The sequence below is a fragment of the Paenibacillus sp. UNC217MF genome, assembly GCF_000686865.1.
Taxonomy (GTDB): domain Bacteria; phylum Bacillota; class Bacilli; order Paenibacillales; family Paenibacillaceae; genus Paenibacillus_B; species Paenibacillus_B suaedae.
In genome coordinates this window covers 248,127-264,483 of the sequence record NZ_JMLT01000003.1, presented here as the reverse complement: position 1 = coordinate 264,483, position 16,357 = coordinate 248,127, and the positions used below count along the sequence as shown (strand labels likewise).

The 16,357-nt window shown below is 51.1% G+C and carries 15 protein-coding genes; 14 read left to right on the top strand and 1 reads right to left on the bottom strand.

The genetic code is table 11. From position 1 onward, the window contains the following. Positions 1-161: 161 nt before the first annotated feature. The 12 genes from coaBC (at position 162) to spoVM (ending at position 13,530) form a co-directional block, all read left to right on the top strand. Positions 162-1,496 carry a bifunctional phosphopantothenoylcysteine decarboxylase/phosphopantothenate--cysteine ligase CoaBC gene (gene coaBC, locus BP95_RS0101340; RefSeq protein WP_021256656.1) on the top strand — a complete coding sequence of 445 codons (1,335 nt, stop codon included), beginning with the start codon at positions 162-164 and terminating at the stop codon, positions 1,494-1,496. Next, complete coding sequence (gene priA / locus BP95_RS0101335) at positions 1,489-4,170, top strand: primosomal protein N' (RefSeq protein WP_231515024.1); 2,682 nt, start codon at positions 1,489-1,491, stop codon at positions 4,168-4,170. Before coaBC ends, priA begins: the two co-directional genes overlap by 8 nt. 88 nt (positions 4,171-4,258) lie before the next feature. Beyond that, positions 4,259-4,735: a peptide deformylase gene (gene def / locus BP95_RS0101330; RefSeq protein WP_021256654.1), complete on the top strand. Its 477-nt coding sequence runs from the start codon at positions 4,259-4,261 to the stop codon at positions 4,733-4,735. Between the two features lie 3 nt (positions 4,736-4,738). Then, positions 4,739-5,689 (top strand): methionyl-tRNA formyltransferase, encoded by a 951-nt coding sequence (gene fmt / locus BP95_RS0101325; RefSeq protein WP_028531235.1) that lies wholly within the window; start codon positions 4,739-4,741, stop codon positions 5,687-5,689. Further along, the gene (rsmB, locus tag BP95_RS0101320; RefSeq protein WP_021256652.1) at positions 5,686-7,083 is read left to right on the top strand and encodes a 16S rRNA (cytosine(967)-C(5))-methyltransferase RsmB; all 1,398 of its coding nucleotides are present in this window, start codon (positions 5,686-5,688) and stop codon (positions 7,081-7,083) included. The genes fmt and rsmB overlap by 4 nt, the downstream gene beginning before the upstream one ends. Before the next feature lie 213 nt (positions 7,084-7,296). After that, positions 7,297-8,349, top strand: a complete 1,053-nt coding sequence (rlmN, locus tag BP95_RS0101315) for a dual-specificity RNA methyltransferase RlmN (protein WP_028531234.1) — start codon at positions 7,297-7,299, stop codon at positions 8,347-8,349. 6 nt (positions 8,350-8,355) lie between these two features. After that, positions 8,356-9,129: a Stp1/IreP family PP2C-type Ser/Thr phosphatase gene (locus BP95_RS0101310; RefSeq protein WP_021256650.1), complete on the top strand. Its 774-nt coding sequence runs from the start codon at positions 8,356-8,358 to the stop codon at positions 9,127-9,129. Then, the gene (gene pknB / locus BP95_RS29345) at positions 9,126-11,276 is read left to right on the top strand and encodes a Stk1 family PASTA domain-containing Ser/Thr kinase (protein WP_021256649.1); all 2,151 of its coding nucleotides are present in this window, start codon (positions 9,126-9,128) and stop codon (positions 11,274-11,276) included. The genes BP95_RS0101310 and pknB overlap by 4 nt, the downstream gene beginning before the upstream one ends. Positions 11,277-11,336: 60 nt before the next feature. After that, positions 11,337-12,254 (top strand): ribosome small subunit-dependent GTPase A, encoded by a 918-nt coding sequence (gene rsgA, locus BP95_RS0101300; RefSeq protein WP_028531233.1) that lies wholly within the window; start codon positions 11,337-11,339, stop codon positions 12,252-12,254. A gap of 1 nt (position 12,255) precedes the next feature. Continuing rightward, entirely contained in the window at positions 12,256-12,933 is a 678-nt protein-coding gene (rpe, locus tag BP95_RS0101295) for a ribulose-phosphate 3-epimerase (protein ID WP_028531232.1), read from the top strand. Then, positions 12,887-13,282, top strand: a complete 396-nt coding sequence (locus BP95_RS0101290) for a hypothetical protein (protein ID WP_231515023.1) — start codon at positions 12,887-12,889, stop codon at positions 13,280-13,282. The genes rpe and BP95_RS0101290 overlap by 47 nt, the downstream gene beginning before the upstream one ends. A gap of 167 nt (positions 13,283-13,449) precedes the next feature. Then, positions 13,450-13,530, top strand: a complete 81-nt coding sequence (gene spoVM, locus BP95_RS29340) for a stage V sporulation protein SpoVM (protein ID WP_019424875.1) — start codon at positions 13,450-13,452, stop codon at positions 13,528-13,530. Between the two features lie 324 nt (positions 13,531-13,854). On the opposite strand, the gene rpmB is transcribed toward spoVM, so the two are convergent. Then, positions 13,855-14,043: a 50S ribosomal protein L28 gene (gene rpmB / locus BP95_RS0101280; RefSeq protein WP_005548278.1), complete on the bottom strand. Its 189-nt coding sequence runs from the start codon at positions 14,041-14,043 to the stop codon at positions 13,855-13,857. A gap of 170 nt (positions 14,044-14,213) precedes the next feature. Here rpmB and BP95_RS0101275 point away from each other — a divergent pair, with 170 nt between their 5' ends. Both BP95_RS0101275 and BP95_RS0101270 read left to right on the top strand, forming a co-directional pair. After that, entirely contained in the window at positions 14,214-14,573 is a 360-nt protein-coding gene (locus tag BP95_RS0101275; RefSeq protein WP_021256645.1) for an Asp23/Gls24 family envelope stress response protein, read from the top strand. A gap of 54 nt (positions 14,574-14,627) precedes the next feature. Continuing rightward, a complete protein-coding gene (locus BP95_RS0101270) occupies positions 14,628-16,334 on the top strand; it encodes a DAK2 domain-containing protein (protein ID WP_036592511.1) in 1,707 nt (568 codons plus the stop codon). Positions 16,335-16,357: the final 23 nt, after the last annotated feature.

The window sequence follows — 16,357 nt, the reverse complement described above, 5'->3', positions numbered from 1 at the left end:
GTTATTTTTTTCAAGAAGAAGGAACAAGGAAGTACTGTAATAGCAATAATTCCTAAAGAATGATACGTTTGGCGGCATATCTGGCTGATTAATCGCATGCAGTATGGTCATGAATAGCTAGCGGCAAAGGGAATGTCGGCTGAACGGAAAGGCGGGATACAATGTTGCAAGGGAAAACGATAGTGCTCGGAGTTACTGGAGGCATTGCCGCTTATAAAGCTGCTGCCTTGTGCAGCAAGCTGAAGCAGGAAGGTGCAGAAGTTCACGTCATTATGACGAAATCGGCAACGGAATTCATTACCGAGTTGACTTTCCAAACGCTATCTCGTCATCTCGTATATACAGATACGTTTGACGAGAGGGATGCATCTGTCGTCTCTCATATTGACTTGGCGGATCGGGCTGATCTGATTCTAGTAGCACCTGCAACAGCGAATGTAATTGGGAAGATGGCACACGGGCTTGCGGATGATATGCTGACGACAACGCTGCTCGCAACGACGGCTCCTGTCATTGTTGCGCCAGCGATGAATGTACATATGTATGTCCATCCTGCAGTTCAGCATAACATGGGGATGCTGCGTGAGCGTGGAGTCCACTTCATAGAGCCAGAAGAGGGCCTTCTCGCCTGCGGCTATACAGGCAAGGGAAGAATGGCAGAGCCCGAGCATATCATCGAGCAGCTCAAGCAGTGGATGGCTTCCAACAAGCTGCCTGAGAGATCCGGGCTGAGCAATGTGATGACAAGCGTCAAGGCGAATGGCTCTGGCGTACCGCCAGAAGCTGCTGCACAAGAAGAACTGCTTCTTTATGGCAAAACGGTACTTGTCACAGCAGGTGGAACTGTTGAACGCATTGACCCCGTTCGCTATATAACGAATGATTCCTCAGGCAAGATGGGATTTGCTATCGCAGAGGCGGCGCGAAATATGGGGGCTCAGGTGGTCGTAGTAGCAGGACAAACGCAAGTATGCCCGCCAGAAGGGGTAACGATTGTCCGCGTGGAATCCACACAGGATATGTACGAGGAAGTCATGAGCCGCTATCCAGAGATTGATCTGGTTGTAAAGACAGCAGCAGTTGCGGACTATCGCCCGGTCGCACGGGCACCTCAAAAGTTGAAAAAGACTGGGGAACGTCTCATCATTGAGTTGGAACGGAACCCGGATATTTTAGAAGAGCTTGGGCGCCAAAAGTCGAAGCAATTCCTCGTTGGCTTTGCCGCAGAGACGGAGCATGTTGACCAATACGCGGCAGATAAGCTGCGCCGCAAACGGCTTGATCTCATCGTTGCGAATGATGTATCGCGATCAGAAGGTGGATTTGGATCTGATAACAATGAGGTATCGATTTATGACGCGGAAGGTCTTGTAGAACGAATTCCGCTTATGGCGAAGAGCGGGGTTGCGAAGCGTATATTGCAGTTGGCTGCATCGAGAATGAAGGATCCGACCCGGGTGCTGGCAGGTGCTGAAGAGGTGCATCCGATTGAGTAGTGAACATGACTGGATGCCTGCACATGAGCCTTTGTTCCATGCGGTGGGGGCCACAGTCTTGGATGAAGGAACTCGCTGCAATGTGGCTCAGGTCATTGTTGATGTATCTAGCAAGGCAACGAATCGCCCATTTGATTATGCAGTGCCGCAGGATATGGAGGCATGGCTCGAAATTGGCAGCAGAGTTGGGGTTCCTTTTGGCGGGAGAACCGTACAAGGATTCGTCATCGGACTGTCAGATACGACGGATGTGCCGAAGTCTAGATTGAAGCCCATCCAGCAGCTGCTCGACATTGTCCCTCCTCTGCGTCCTGATTTGGTGCAGCTTGCGAAGTGGATGAGTGACCGCTATGTATGTACTTTGACGGCAGCGCTGAAGGTTATGATTCCCGGCGCAATGAAGGGCAAACGGGAGAAGGCCGTTCAACTTGGGGAAGATGCGGTGTTGTATATGCATCACACACGCCTTCATGAAGAGCAGATGAAGGCTGACGATCCTTCAATTGTGGACACGCAGCTTCCCGATCAACTTGAGCTTATGCCGCATAAACTGCTTGCGGACAGCCTCACCGCTGAACTGCTTGCTTATGTAGAACGGAACGAGCCAATCGCTGCCGATAAGCTGCTGCAGGCATTCCCAGCCGGAGCTGCCCTAATCAAAGAGGCGATGCAGCACGGGTGGCTCGTGGAGACGGAGCGAATTAAAGATCGTATCGGCGTGAAGAAGCTGAAGCGTGTTCGCCTTGCTGTGGAACCGGATCAGGCTGAGCAAGCAGCGGTGGAGATTGGCGCTCGCGCTCGCCGTCAGCAGGAATTGCTTCGGCAGCTTCTTGAATTCGGCGGGGAACTTCCGCTTCGCTCGCTCAATGCTTCTGCGGTGAAAGCCTTGGAAGGCAAAGGATTGATCGTTGTCGACGAGGTTGAGGTTATGCGTGATCCATACGCCGACCGGCGCTTCAAGCCGACTCAGCCGCTGCCTCTAACAGAAGAGCAGCAGGGCGTTCTAAGCCGAATTACCGAAATGCTGGATGAGGGCTCTGCACAATCATTTCTTCTCCACGGCGTGACCGGAAGCGGCAAGACAGAAGTATACTTGCAGGCAATCGACCGCTGTCTCCGTTCCGGCAGACAAGCGATCGTGCTGGTACCGGAAATATCACTGACCCCTCAAATGGTAGAGCGGTTCAAGGGACGATTCGGCTCAAAGGTGGCTGTTATGCACAGTCGCCTGTCCCAAGGGGAGCGTTATGATGAGTGGAGGAAAATACGAGAGCGGCGCGTTCAGGTCGCGATTGGAGCGCGTTCTGCCATATTTGCTCCATTTGAGCATATCGGTCTTATCATTATGGACGAAGAGCATGAAACCTCTTATAAGCAGGAGGAGACACCGAAGTATCATGCCCGCGATGTGGCCGTAGAGCGAGCTAGACTGCATGACGCCGTTGTTGTGCTTGGATCAGCGACGCCCTCTATGGAGACGTATTACGCGGCCAAGCTTCATGGATATGAAGCTCCGCCGTCAGGGCTGGAGCCGCCTGCTTGGGATTTGGCTCCGCTGGCCATGCCAACCCGCGTTGGTGGCAGAGCGCTTCCGCCCGTGACGATTGTGGATATGCGTGAGCAGCTGAAGATAGGCAATCGCTCGATGTTCAGCGCTCCGCTGGAGAAGGCGCTGGAGGAGCGGATCGAACGGGGAGAGCAGACAGTTCTGCTGTTGAATCGACGTGGTTACTCCACATTCGTGATGTGCCGGACGTGTGGGTATGTTGCCCAATGTCCTGAATGTGATATTTCGCTGACTTATCATATGAAGTCTGGGCATATGCGTTGTCATTATTGTGGGTACGCGGAACGGGCACCAGTCGTCTGTCCCTCATGCGAAAGCGAGCATATACGCTACTTTGGCACAGGGACACAGCGTGTTGAAGAGCAGCTAGCCAAGCGTTTTCCGGGCATACGTGTCATTCGGATGGACGTGGACACGACGACGGAGAAGGGATCGCATGAACGTCTGCTTGCCCAGTTCGGTGAACGCAAGGCAGATGTACTGCTGGGGACGCAGATGGTCGCGAAGGGACTTGATTTCCCTTATGTGACATTGGTAGGTGTTATCGCTGCGGATTCTGCGCTGCACATGCCGGACTTCCGAGCGGCGGAGAAGACATTCCAGCTTCTTACGCAGGTCGCAGGCCGTGCAGGCAGACATCAGCTGCCAGGCGAAGTAATTGTGCAGACGTATGCACCGGAACATTACTCCATTACCCATGCTGCCCAGCATGATTACTCGGCTTTCGCCTCAGATGAGCTAAGGCATAGAATGCAGCAGATGGTTCCGCCTTTTTGTCGATTGGCCTTGCTCTCTATGACCCATGAACAGCTGCCGCTGCTCGTGCGTGTCGCAGAGAACGCTGCCCTGCGGCTGAAGGAGCTGGCTGAGCAGCGGGGATGGCTTCATGGGCTGAACGAAGCAGCCAATGCGGTTGAAATTTTGGGGCCAGTTGCTTCTCCAATTCCGCGAATTAAGAACCGCTACCGGTTCCAATGCATTATCAAGAGCAGAGGAAATGTTGATTTGTCCTCTTTGATGGCAGATGCGATGAAGGAGTTCGACATGGTATCCAAAGAACAGGATGTATGGTTCAATGTAGATATCGACCCGCAAATGATGATGTAGAGATGAATATAAAGCACTGGAGCATTCGTCATCAGCGTATATGGTGAATAAACTATAAATAAACGATTCAAAAAGGAAGGTGTGCCCGATGGCATTACGAATTATTGTACACGAACCGGATGAGGTTCTACACCAAATAGCGAAGGAAGTTCCTAAGATTACGCCGAATATCCAGAAGCTGCTGACAGATATGGCAGATACGATGTACCATGCTGAAGGTGTCGGACTTGCTGCACCGCAGATCGGTATCTTGAAGCGTGTCATTGTTGTAGATGTCGGCGATGAGCATGGATTGATCGAGATGGTGAACCCTGTTATCCTGTCTGCGGAAGGAGAACAGCTTGGCCCAGAAGGCTGCTTGAGCATTCCAGGAATCAATGGCGACGTACTCCGCCATCAGAAAATCACGGTAAAAGGGCTTGACCGCAATGGCCGTGAAATTACGGTCGAAGCTGAAGATTTCTTGGCTCGTGCATTCCAGCATGAGATCGACCATTTGAACGGTGTATTGTTCACCGAGATTGCAGAACGGGTATATGAGGTGCCCCGCGAAGGCAGGGAATAAATGATGACGAAGATTGTATTTATGGGGACGCCTGAGTTCGCGGTTCCTTGCTTGGAGAATTTGTTAAAGGAAGGGTACGAAGTTGCAGCGGTGGTCACTCAGCCGGATCGTCCGGTAGGGCGTAAACGTGTGCTGACGCCTACACCGGTGAAGGCTGCTGCGCTGGAGCATGGGATTCCTGTATGGCAGCCGGAGAAGCTTCGTACCTCTACCACGATAGAGGATATTCGCGCTTTGGAGCCTGATCTTATTGTTACTGCAGCTTACGGACAGATTCTGCCGAAGTCTGTGCTTGATATTCCACGTCTCGGCTGTATTAATGTACATGGTTCGCTTCTGCCGAAGTACCGTGGAGGTGCGCCAATTCAGCGTTCGATCATGAATGGTGAGCCGGTGACTGGCGTAACGATTATGTACATGGCAGAAGGCATGGATACAGGAGATATGATCAGACCGATTGAAGTGCCGATTACGGATGAGGACAATGCCGGCACGATGTTCCAGAAGTTAAGCGCTGCAGGAGCACAGCTTCTGATCGATACGCTGCCGGATCTAATCGCAGGTCGTATCCAGGCGATACCGCAGCCTCATGAGGAAGCAACTTACGCCCCTAACTTGAAGCGCGAGGATGAGAAGATCGATTGGTCACACTCTGCGCGTGAGATTTTCAATCAGGTTCGCGGCCTTGTACCGTTCTCTGGCGGATTTACGTTGTGGAACGATGAGGTATTCAAGGTGTGGGCTTGTGAGGCGCCGAGCAAGGCAGAGGCTGATGCATCCAAGGGATCGCAGGAGCCGGGAACTGTGTTGACACTTAGCCCACGCGGCATTGAGGTTCAGACAGGTGCAGGCACATTGTGGCTGACCGAGGTTCAGCCTGCTGGCAAGAAGGCAATGGCTGCTAGCGAATTCGTTCGCGGCGGCAAGATGATGAGAGGGATGGTGCTGAAGTGAGCGAGCAGCATTCGGGAGGCGCGAAGAAGCGCAAGACAGCACGCGATGTTGCGCTCGAGGTGCTTGTTCAAGTGGAGAAGGAGCACTCCTACAGCAATTTGCAATTGAACCAGGCACTCCAAGGAGCGAATTTACCGCGAGTTGACGCAGGTCTGGCGACAGAACTTGTATACGGAACGATTCAGCGATTGAATACGATTGATGGTGTGCTGGAGCAGAAGGTGCAGCGTGGTTTGTCCAAGCTTAAGCCGTGGATGCGCAATCTGCTGCGCATGACAGCCTATCAGCTGCATTATCTGGATCGCATTCCTGCCCATGCCGCCATCAATGAAGCGGTTACGATTGCGAAGCGACGCGGTGGACAGTCCATGGGCGGCTTCGCCAATGGAGTGCTGCGAGCGATTATGCGCGAGCCGAATTTATGGGATACTCCTGCTGGTTCAGATCCGGTCTCACGAATTGTATGGGAGCATTCGCATCCGGCTTGGCTTGTCTCCGACTGGGTCGATGCTTACGGGGAAGCAGACACAGCAGCGATGTGTGAGGCGAACAATCGTCCTCCGCACGGTAGCGTACGTGTAAATGCGCTGCGAACGAATCGTGAGAAGCTGCTTGCCGATATGAAGGAGGAAGGCTTGCATGCAACGCCTTCTTTGCTCTCCAAAGATGGAATCGTAGCTGAGGGTGCAGGGAATCTGGCGTTAAGCAAGTGGTATCGCAATGGCGAGCTGTCTGTGCAGGATGAGAGCTCCATGCTCGTCGTTGAGGCGCTTCGTCCTGAGGCTGGCATGCGAGTGCTGGACTGCTGTGCAGCTCCTGGAGGCAAGACGACACATATTGCGGAGCGAATGGGCAATACGGGTGAGGTAGTGGCTAATGATGTTCATGCTCATAAGGTGGCGCTCATCGCAGATCAGGCTGAACGTCTTGGCTTGACATCAGTAGCGATGATGAATGTGGATGCGTCCACACTAAGCCGCGAACTGCCTTCTGGCAGCTTTGATGCAGTGCTGCTCGATGCACCGTGCACAGGCTTCGGTGTCATTCGACGCAAGCCGGACATTAAGTGGGCCAAGCGTCCTGAGGACGTAGCATCTATTGCTTCCCTTCAAGCTGAGCTGCTTGATCAGGCAGCTCAATTGGTTCGCCCAGGCGGACGCCTCGTCTATTCAACTTGTACGGTTGAGCGTGCGGAAAATGAGGATGTGGTTCGCCGCTTCCTAGCATACGCTGCTGAGGAAGGTTGGGAACTGGATGATACGTGGAAGGCGGCTCTTCCAGCGGAGCCCCTCGCTGCGGCACTGAAGCGGAGCCCGGAAGGCATGCTGCAGGTACTGCCTCATGATGCGGAATCGGATGGCTTCTTCATCGCTTGCCTGAAGAAGCGCAAGTAAGCATATCATCGTGCGAATTGCATGATGTTGATACCTGCATAGGGTGTGAAGCATACGCCGCAACGCTCAAGACGAGGCTTCTTGAACGTTGCGGCTTTCTTTTTCAGGTAGGGAAGATCTGCTGCTTGCAACACGCGCTTTTAGCATTTCGCCCATTTGTGGTAAAATAAATCGAACTGCATGATTGAGGAAAGGTAGAGGTTGAACAAACAAATGAAACCATTTATATACGATCTAACATTTGAACAGCTTCAAGAATGGTTGAAGGAGCAAGGAGAGCCGGCATTCCGTGCCGGACAAATTTTTGATTGGCTATACGTGAAGCGTGTGGATGACTTCCAAGGGATGTCAAACTTGTCCAAGTCGCTTCGTGAGAAGTTGGAGAACAGCTTCCAATTTGTAACACTGAAAGAAATTACACACATGAAATCGCAGGATGGAACGTATAAATTCCTATTCGGACTACACGATGATCATGCGATTGAGACTGTCATTATGAAGCATAGTTATGGGAACAGCATCTGTGTAACGACCCAAGTCGGATGCCGTGTAGGCTGTACCTTCTGTGCCTCTACGCTTGGCGGGTTGAAGCGGAACCTGACAGCGGGCGAGATTGTAGCCCAAGTCGTCGCTGCGCAGAAAATTCTGGACGAATCCGAAGAGCGCGTGAGCAGCATCGTTATTATGGGGACGGGAGAGCCGTTTGAAAATTATGATGCGACGATGGCGTTTCTGCGCATTATGATCCATGAGAAGGGGCTGCACATCGGACAACGTCATATTACGGTATCAACGAGCGGCATTGTGCCAAGCATTTACAAATTTGCTGACGAGAATACGCAAATCAACTTGGCGATTTCAATTCATGCGCCGAATGATGCTTTGCGTTCGAAGCTTATGCCTGTTAACCGCAGATTCCCATTCGAGGAAGTGATGAAGGCGCTTAAGCATTATCAAGTGAAGACTGGACGCCGTATAACCTTCGAATACGCCCTTATTGGCGGTGTGAACGATAAGGTTGAGCATGCGGAAGAACTTGCAGATGTATTGAAACGTATGGAAATGCTCGCACATGTCAACTTGATTCCGGTCAACTATGTACCGGAGCGGAATTATGTACGTACCCCTCGCAACGATATTTTTGCATTCCACCGTGCGCTTCAGGATCGAGGTATTAATTCGACGATACGCCGGGAGCAGGGGCATGACATTGCTGCAGCGTGTGGACAATTGCGAGCGAAGCATATGGAGTCTAATGCGAGGTGATCGAAAATGAGAGCTGTACAACGTTCTGATGTAGGACGCGTCCGTGCGGTCAATGAAGACCGTGCTTTCCTGTCCGAGTTGTCGAACGGCTATTACGCAGCTATCGTAGCCGATGGAATGGGTGGACATCAGGCGGGAGATATTGCAAGCCGACTTGCTGTCGAGACGGTTATATCTGAATTGTCAGCATTGCCAGGTGAGTTGGATCAGGAGATGCTGGGCAGTGCGCTTGAACAGGCGATTATCCGGGCGAACCAGACGATTTTTCATATTGCCTCTCAAGATGAGAAGTATCATCACATGGGAACGACAATTGTCGCAGCCCTCTTCGATAAATCCGATTGGAAAGGATTTATCGGGTATATCGGCGACAGTAGAGCCTATGTGATTAATCGCAGTGGAATCAAGCAGCTGACGGATGATCATACACTAGTCAATGAGCTGGTGAAGCGCGGTCAGATCGAACCACAGGAGGCAGAGCGTCATCCGCGGCGCAATGTACTTATTCGTGCGCTCGGAACGGACGAGCAGGTGGAAGTGGATCTGCTGTCTGTTGAAATTCGTGTTGGAGATGTGCTGCTTCTATGCAGTGATGGATTGACGAATATGCTGAATGCTGAACAAATATGGGGGGTTGTCATTGATCCTTCGCTCCCGCTGCCTGTCAAAGCGGATCGTCTGCTCGGACAAGCGCTTGATGCCGGGGGGGATGACAACATCACGATTGTCCTTCTGGATCGTTTGGAGAACAGCGTTGTGGAAGAGGGGGGTAGCTCATGATTGGCACCATACTGTCTGGTCGCTATGAGATCATTACGCGGATTGGTGGAGGCGGCATGGCGCTTGTGTACAAGGCGCTTGACAATTTGCTGAACCGCTATGTAGCAGTCAAAGTATTGCGCCAGCAGTTCGTTCATGATGAAGAGTTTATCCGCCGATTCCGCCGGGAGGCTCAGTCTGCTGCATCGTTGTCTCATCCAAATGTAGTCAGCATTTATGATGTTGGACAGGAAGAAGATACTCACTTTATCGTTATGGAGTATGTGGAAGGGCATAATCTGAACGAGATTATTCTGGAGCGGGCTCCCCTGCAGGTTGACGAGTCGGTGCGAATCACTACGCAAATCTGTGACGCGCTTGATCATGCCCATCAGAATCATATTATTCACCGCGACATTAAACCGCATAACATCTTAATTGGCCTGAACGGCCGCGTCAAGGTGACAGACTTCGGGATTGCACGCGCGGTTACTTCATCGACGATCACACAGACTGGATCTGTGGTCGGCTCGGTTCATTATTTTTCTCCAGAGCACGCGAAAGGCGTGTCGACAGGAGAAAAGTCTGACTTATACTCGCTCGGGATTGTGTTATATCAGATGCTTACCGGCAAGCTTCCGTTCCTCGGGGAGAGCCCGATCAGCGTGGCGCTGAAGCATCTGCAGGAGCCGTTCGATGAACCAAGAGTGGTTAATCCGCATATTCCTCAGAGTGTGGAGAACGTCATTCTGAAATCGATGCGCAAAAATCCTGCTGAACGATATCAATCCGCAGCCGAGATGATGCGTGATCTGGAGACATGCTTGCTGCCTGAACGTCTGCATGAGCCCAAAATTACTTTCAAGCCGCGGCCTGTCTATGATGACGATCAAGAAACGCGGGTGATGCCTGCAATTCGCTCCACGACGTCAGATCATGCAGCTAGCCCTCAGGGAAGGACGGGAAAGCCTCCTGAGCGCTCGGCATCATCTGCTGCAGCTGGAGCAAGCAAGCGCAAGTCTTGGGTAAAGCCTGCGATTTGGGCAAGTGTGACAGTTGTATTCCTAGCGATTTTAATCGGTGTAGTGTATTACGTGAAGAGTGTGCTTGTTGTGAAGGATGTTGAAGTTCCGAAACTGATCAACATGACGTTACAAGAGGCCCAGAAGGAACTGGGCGCTCTCAAGATTGAGATTGAGGATCCTGTAATTGAGGAATATAAGGAAGGCTTCGAGGCGGGGAAAATCTTCGACCAGAGCAAGCCCCCTGGATCGATGGTGAAGGAAGGCTCGACCATTCGCTTATATGTGAGCAAAGGCACCCCGCTTGTGAAGCTTGCTGATTACAAGGGGAAGTCGGTCGACAATGTCGTACAGCAGCTGTTAGATCTAGGCTTCGACAATTCACAGATTGAGAAGAAGCTCGTCTATGATGATGAGTTGGAAGAAGGTCTGGTCGTCAGCATGTCTCCTAGCCCGAATACGGAGGTCGATCCAAAGAAGACAACGATTCAGCTTATGGTCAGCAAGGGCAAGGAATCGTTCGGCATGCCGAACTTGAAAGGCATGACCAAGGAAGCGGCCATTGCCGCGATTGAATCGAGTGGACTGAAGCTGGCTAGGGACGGGGTTGTGGAAGAACCTAGTTATGAAGAACAAGGCAAGGTAATTAAGCAGCAGCCGTACGAGGCAAATGATCCGGTGACGAAGGGTGCGGAAGTTCGTATCTACATTAGCTCAGGCTATCCGCCTGAGGCATTGCGATATACGTTCCCGTTAACGGTGTATCCGGAAGTGGAAGGCAAGTCGAGCAAGATTCGGATCTATTATACGGATGCACGCGGAGAGAAGAGGGAATGGGGAACAGAGACCATTTCGACGGCCAAAACGTTCAATGTGGAGCTTATTCTTGCACCAAATAAGGATGGAGCTGTGTCTTTTGAGCGTGACGGCAAATTCGTAGATGCTTACCCTGTCTCTTATACCGATGCGAAGCAGGGAACGGTACACATCCCACCACCTCCTGATATTCCGGCTACTACACCGCCAGGAGGTACTCCAGAACAGGGAGGCGGCCAAGGCAATGGCGAAGGGGTCACACCTCCTGCGGATGGAACAGATGGACAGAACGGAGAGGCAGGGGCAGGCGGTGAGGAAACTGGGAACTAACAGTTGGCCTCGCTGCCGTGCAATGAACAGCAGGAACGTGAAGAGCTTGGAGGAACATATATGCCAGAAGGTTTAATTGTAAAGGCGCTGAGCGGCTTCTATTATGTTCGGCCCGATGAGTCTACAGATGAAGAGGTCGTTCAGTGCCGTGCCCGCGGCATTTTCAAGAAGAAAGGCGTGTCCCCGCTTGTCGGGGATCGCGTCACCTTCTCTATGACGGATAATGGAGAAGGTACGGTAGATCAGATTGAGAAGCGGAAGACAGAGCTGATTCGTCCGCCAATTGCGAATGTGGGGCTGGCAGCGCTTGTCTTCTCGGTAGCTGAACCCGTATTGAACCGCCAATTGCTGGACAAGTTCCTTGTACATATCGAGCACGCGGGACTTGATGCGGTTATCGTGTTGACGAAGTGCGACATCATCGAAGGGCTGCCAGAGACAGAGCAGTCGGCTGCACGTCAGGAGATGGAAGAGACAATTCGTCTGTATTCCAATGTCGGCTACGACGTTATTTCTACCAGTGCCCGAGGCGGGTATGGCTATAGTGAAGTGGAGAGCAAGTTGAATCAAGACATCAGTGTATTTGCGGGTCAGTCTGGTGTCGGCAAGTCATCGCTACTTAATGCGATGCTGCCCGGCGTATCGCTGGAGACGAACCAGATCAGCCATCGTCTCGGCCGAGGCAAGCATACGACACGTCATGTGGAGCTGCTTGCATTGCCCCGTGGCGGCTATATTGCGGATACTCCGGGATTCAGCCAGCTGGATTTCTTGGAACTGGGCGTTGATCAGCTTGGAGACTGTTTCCGCGAGTTCAGAGCATATGCAGACGGCTGCAAATTCCGTGGCTGTACGCATATTCATGAACCCGGTTGTCAGGTAAAGATGGCTTTGGAGCAAGGCGATATTGCGAAATCCCGCTATGAGCACTATGTGCTATTTTTCGAGGAAATGAAAGAGAAAAAACGGAGGTACTAACATGACACAGCAGAACGACATCCGAATTGCCCCTTCCATTTTGTCCGCTGACTTTGCGAAGCTTGCGGAGGATATTCGTGACGTAGAGCGAGGTGGCGCCGACTGGATCCACATCGATGCGATGGATGGCCGCTTCGTTCCGAACTTGACGTTTGGTCCGCTCATTGTAGATGCTATCCGTCCGCATACGGAGCTGACATTGGACGCTCACCTCATGATTGTGGAGCCGGAGAAGTACGTTCCTGACTTTGCTAAGGCAGGAGCCGATGTCATCACCGTACATGCGGAAGCTTGCCCGCACCTGCATCGTGTGGTGCATCAAATTAAGGAATGTGGTGCCAAGGCAGGCGTCGCGTTGAATCCTGGCACCTCGCTGTCGGCTGTTGAGGAGCTGCTCGGTGATGTGGATTTGTTCCTCATCATGACGGTCAATCCAGGGTTCGGCGGACAGAAATTCATTTCTTCGATGACGGATAAAATCAAGCGTCTGCGTACAATGCTGAACGAACGTGGCAGACAGGACGTCCATATTGAAGTGGATGGAGGAATATCGGCAGCAACAGCTGGCCTCGTTACAGCAGCGGGAGCGGATGTACTCGTGGCAGGCAGCGCGGTGTATGGGGCACCGGATCGTGCAGAAGCGATTCGTGTGCTTCGCGAAGCAGCAAGAAGAGGGTGACACGGCAACTAGATTGCGCAGCGGCATCATGGGATATGCGTGTGGGAGAACGCGCGTGATGCTGCTGAGTGGCAAAGGGGAGAAAAGCATGTGGGTAACAGCGCTAATGCTGACGCTGTACAGCTTTGTGTGCGGATCACTAATAGGATTGTATGCATTTTTGACCTTTCCGATTAACTTGGTATGCTCGGTGGGGGCTTTGTTTCTTGGATACAAGTTCTTCAAGCGGTATCAGACCAAGAGCATTCGGATCTGGTTTATATCCTTGTCCGTATTGTTTTACTTCATCTTTTTATTCATGATGTCAGTTGTCACATATTTGAAGCAATTGCCTACGCCTGCTGCCTGAATCCTTCAGAATCGGGCTTGCTCTCCATGCATAGAGCTTGTGGGGTCGGCATATAGTGGTTACATGAGCACAGATCTCATGTAACCTTTTTTCTTATCATGACGGGTCTTTCGGACATGTCGGCGAATAGAAGTGTAGGGTAGATGAGATGACGAGGAGGGTGGAGTATGAAGTTCTATACGTTTAAGCTGCCTAAGTTCTTGGGAGGTTTCGTCAAGGCCATCTTAAATACGTTTCAAAAAAACTGACGTTCCTGGCGGCCATGATGCTGAATCCGTATCCATCATCCACCACCCGAACGTATTCGTATATGAAGGGCAGCGGGAACGGAGCAACAGGCTCAGCACATATATGAACGATAGCGGGTTCCGGCATGCAGCAGAAACGGTTGTTCCGTCCCGTTCGGAGGTCCGACCGTTTCCTGCGAGATGGCATAAAATCATGTCATTTCATGTAAAATAAGGAAAAATAAAAAAAGACTCCCCATTGAACGATGTCAATGAGGAGTTCATCCCGATATGAAAAAAAGCACCTGATCGCGTCAAGGTGCTTTTTGTATATCTTACATGGGATTAGACGCGAGTCACTTTACCTGCTTTCAAAGCGCGTGTGCTCACGTAGACGCGTTTAGGTTTGCCATCTACCAAGATGCGAACCTTCTGAACGTTAACGCCCCAAGTGCGGCGGTTTTTGTTATTCGCGTGCGACACGTGATTACCGGATCCAGGTTTCTTCCCCGTTACATAACATTTGCGAGCCATGCCTTACACCTCCTTATCCCAAAACAACCCTCATACAATTAAATACTCAAATATGATATCATATATGAAAAAGCCTCGTCAACTGAATCAAAAACTTTGTTTATTTCTGTTTTCTATTATAGTACAATGTTGATTAGTCCATAATACTCACAAAAAGGGGTGGAACAACCATGGCCATTCAATTGGATACCAATCTCGGAGCTGTGAATATTTCCGAAGGGGTCGTAGCAGTCATCGCCGGATCAGCGGCAATGGAATGTTATGGACTTGTGGGCATGGCCTCGCGCAAGCAGTTGAAGGACGGCATTGCTGAGCTGCTTGGTCGCGAAAATCTGACGCGTGGTGTCGAAGTGCGCCGGGAGCAAGATGCGCTACATATCGATTTATATATTATTGTTAGCTACGGAACGAAAATATCCGAAGTGGCGCACAACATTCAACAGAAAGTGAAATATGTATTGAATGATGTAGCTGGCCTGTCAGTAGAGCAAGTCAACATCTTTGTCCAAGACGTACGCGTATTAAGCTAGGAAGGGGAATATTCGTTGAATATACGTTCTTTAAATGGAACACAATTTGCCAATATGGTGCTAAGTGGTGCGGACAGTCTGAATCGCCACGCAGAGCATGTCAATTCATTAAATGTCTTTCCGGTACCTGATGGGGATACGGGAACGAATATGAATTTGACGATGACAGCAGGCGTTACTGAACTGAAAGCGAAGATGTCTGCATCCATCGCCAAGTCGGCAGAAGTTTTGTCCAAAGGATTGCTAATGGGAGCCCGGGGTAACTCGGGTGTTATTTTGTCTCAATTGTTCCGCGGCTTTAGCCGTGGTGTTGCTGGTTTGGATGAGGTGAACTCGGTTCAGTTCGCCCATGCGATGCAGAGTGGTGTTGATACCGCTTATAAGGCTGTCGTCAAGCCGGTTGAAGGGACGATTCTGACAGTTGCGAAGGAAACAGCCAAGTACGCTGTTCAAATTGCTCGTCGTACTCCGGATTTGACGGAGTTTATGCGTGAGGTATTGGCGAAGTCCAAGGAAGCATTAGCGAAGACGCCGGATATGCTGCCCGTGCTCAAGCAAGTAGGCGTTGTAGACTCCGGTGGACAAGGCCTCGTATACATTTATGAAGGTTTCTTGGCTGTTCTGGAATCCGCAGATGGTTCTTTCCATGAGTCGACTGCGTCGTCTGCAGCCGTTCATATACCATCCGGAGCAGCGACTCCGCATGTGAATGCTTCTGCACAAGCGAAGCTGCATACGGAAGATATTGAGTTCTTGTATGATATGGAATTTTTCATTGATCGTACGCGCGGAGTATCTAAGCCGTTCGATGAAGACAATTTCAGGAAAGCGCTTGCCAAAAATGGGGATTCGATCATTGTGATTCCAGATGATGAGATCATTAAGGTTCACGTTCATTCCCGCAAGCCAGGTGAAGTATTCGATCTGGCCATGGAGTATGGCGAGCTGACGCAAATGCACATCTTGAATATGCGCGAGCAGCACCGTGAGATCATTCATGGCGAACACGGCGATGTGTCTGCTATGCCTGAATTATTCGCAGAAATTCCTGTACAGGAAGTAGCTGTAGAATCCACTTTGGTTGAGCCGCCAGCTGAAGAACTTGCACCTTATGGCTTTATCGCTGTAGCAATGGGTGATGGCATCCGGGATATTTTCAGCAGCTTGGGCGTAGACGTTGTGCTTTCTGGTGGACAAACGATGAACCCAAGTACACAAGATTTCATCGACGCTATTGAGTCGATCTCGGCACAGCATATCTTCATCTTGCCGAACAACTCTAACATCGTGATGGCTGCGAAGCAGGCTGCAGAAATCGTGGAACGTGATGTAACAGTACTTGTCAGCAAGACAATTCCGCAAGGGATTGCAGCGGCATTCGCCTTCCAAGAAGACGAGAGCTTGGAAGTGAACCGCTGTGCGATGGAGGACGCTATCGCTCATATTACGTCTGGTCAAGTGACGTACGCGGTGCGTGATACGACGTTGGATGGTCTGGAAATTAAGGCTGGACATTATATGGGTATTGTAAACGGGAAGATCGTAACGACGACGGAATCGGTTGCGGATACGCTGCAGCAGCTGATGACAAAGATGTTGGAGAACAATGGGGAAGTCGTGACGCTTCTTACAGGAGAAGAAGCGAAGGACGAGGATACGGAAGCGATTGTTGCATGGCTCAGCGAGCAATATCCGAACGCTGAAGTAGAAGTGCATCAAGGCGGTCAACCGATCTATTCCTATATCATTTCCGTAGAGTAGGACAATGTGGAGGGGGATTCTGT

What these genes read in the sequence shown, in the direction of transcription:
- pknB (WP_021256649.1), top strand. Translation starts at nt 9,126, where the DNA reads ATGATTGGCACCATACTGTCTGGTCGCTATGAGATCATTACGCGGATT.
- coaBC (WP_021256656.1), top strand. Translation starts at nt 162, where the DNA reads ATGTTGCAAGGGAAAACGATAGTGCTCGGAGTTACTGGAGGCATTGCC.
- spoVM (WP_019424875.1), top strand. Translation starts at nt 13,450, where the DNA reads ATGAAGTTCTATACGTTTAAGCTGCCTAAGTTCTTGGGAGGTTTCGTC.
- rlmN (WP_028531234.1), top strand. Translation starts at nt 7,297, where the DNA reads ATGAAACCATTTATATACGATCTAACATTTGAACAGCTTCAAGAATGG.
- rsgA (WP_028531233.1), top strand. Translation starts at nt 11,337, where the DNA reads ATGCCAGAAGGTTTAATTGTAAAGGCGCTGAGCGGCTTCTATTATGTT.
- def (WP_021256654.1), top strand. Translation starts at nt 4,259, where the DNA reads ATGGCATTACGAATTATTGTACACGAACCGGATGAGGTTCTACACCAA.
- BP95_RS0101275 (WP_021256645.1), top strand. Translation starts at nt 14,214, where the DNA reads ATGGCCATTCAATTGGATACCAATCTCGGAGCTGTGAATATTTCCGAA.
- rpmB (WP_005548278.1), bottom strand. Translation starts at nt 14,043, where the DNA reads ATGGCTCGCAAATGTTATGTAACGGGGAAGAAACCTGGATCCGGTAAT.
- rpe (WP_028531232.1), top strand. Translation starts at nt 12,256, where the DNA reads ATGACACAGCAGAACGACATCCGAATTGCCCCTTCCATTTTGTCCGCT.
- BP95_RS0101310 (WP_021256650.1), top strand. Translation starts at nt 8,356, where the DNA reads ATGAGAGCTGTACAACGTTCTGATGTAGGACGCGTCCGTGCGGTCAAT.
- fmt (WP_028531235.1), top strand. Translation starts at nt 4,739, where the DNA reads ATGACGAAGATTGTATTTATGGGGACGCCTGAGTTCGCGGTTCCTTGC.
- BP95_RS0101270 (WP_036592511.1), top strand. Translation starts at nt 14,628, where the DNA reads ATGGTGCTAAGTGGTGCGGACAGTCTGAATCGCCACGCAGAGCATGTC.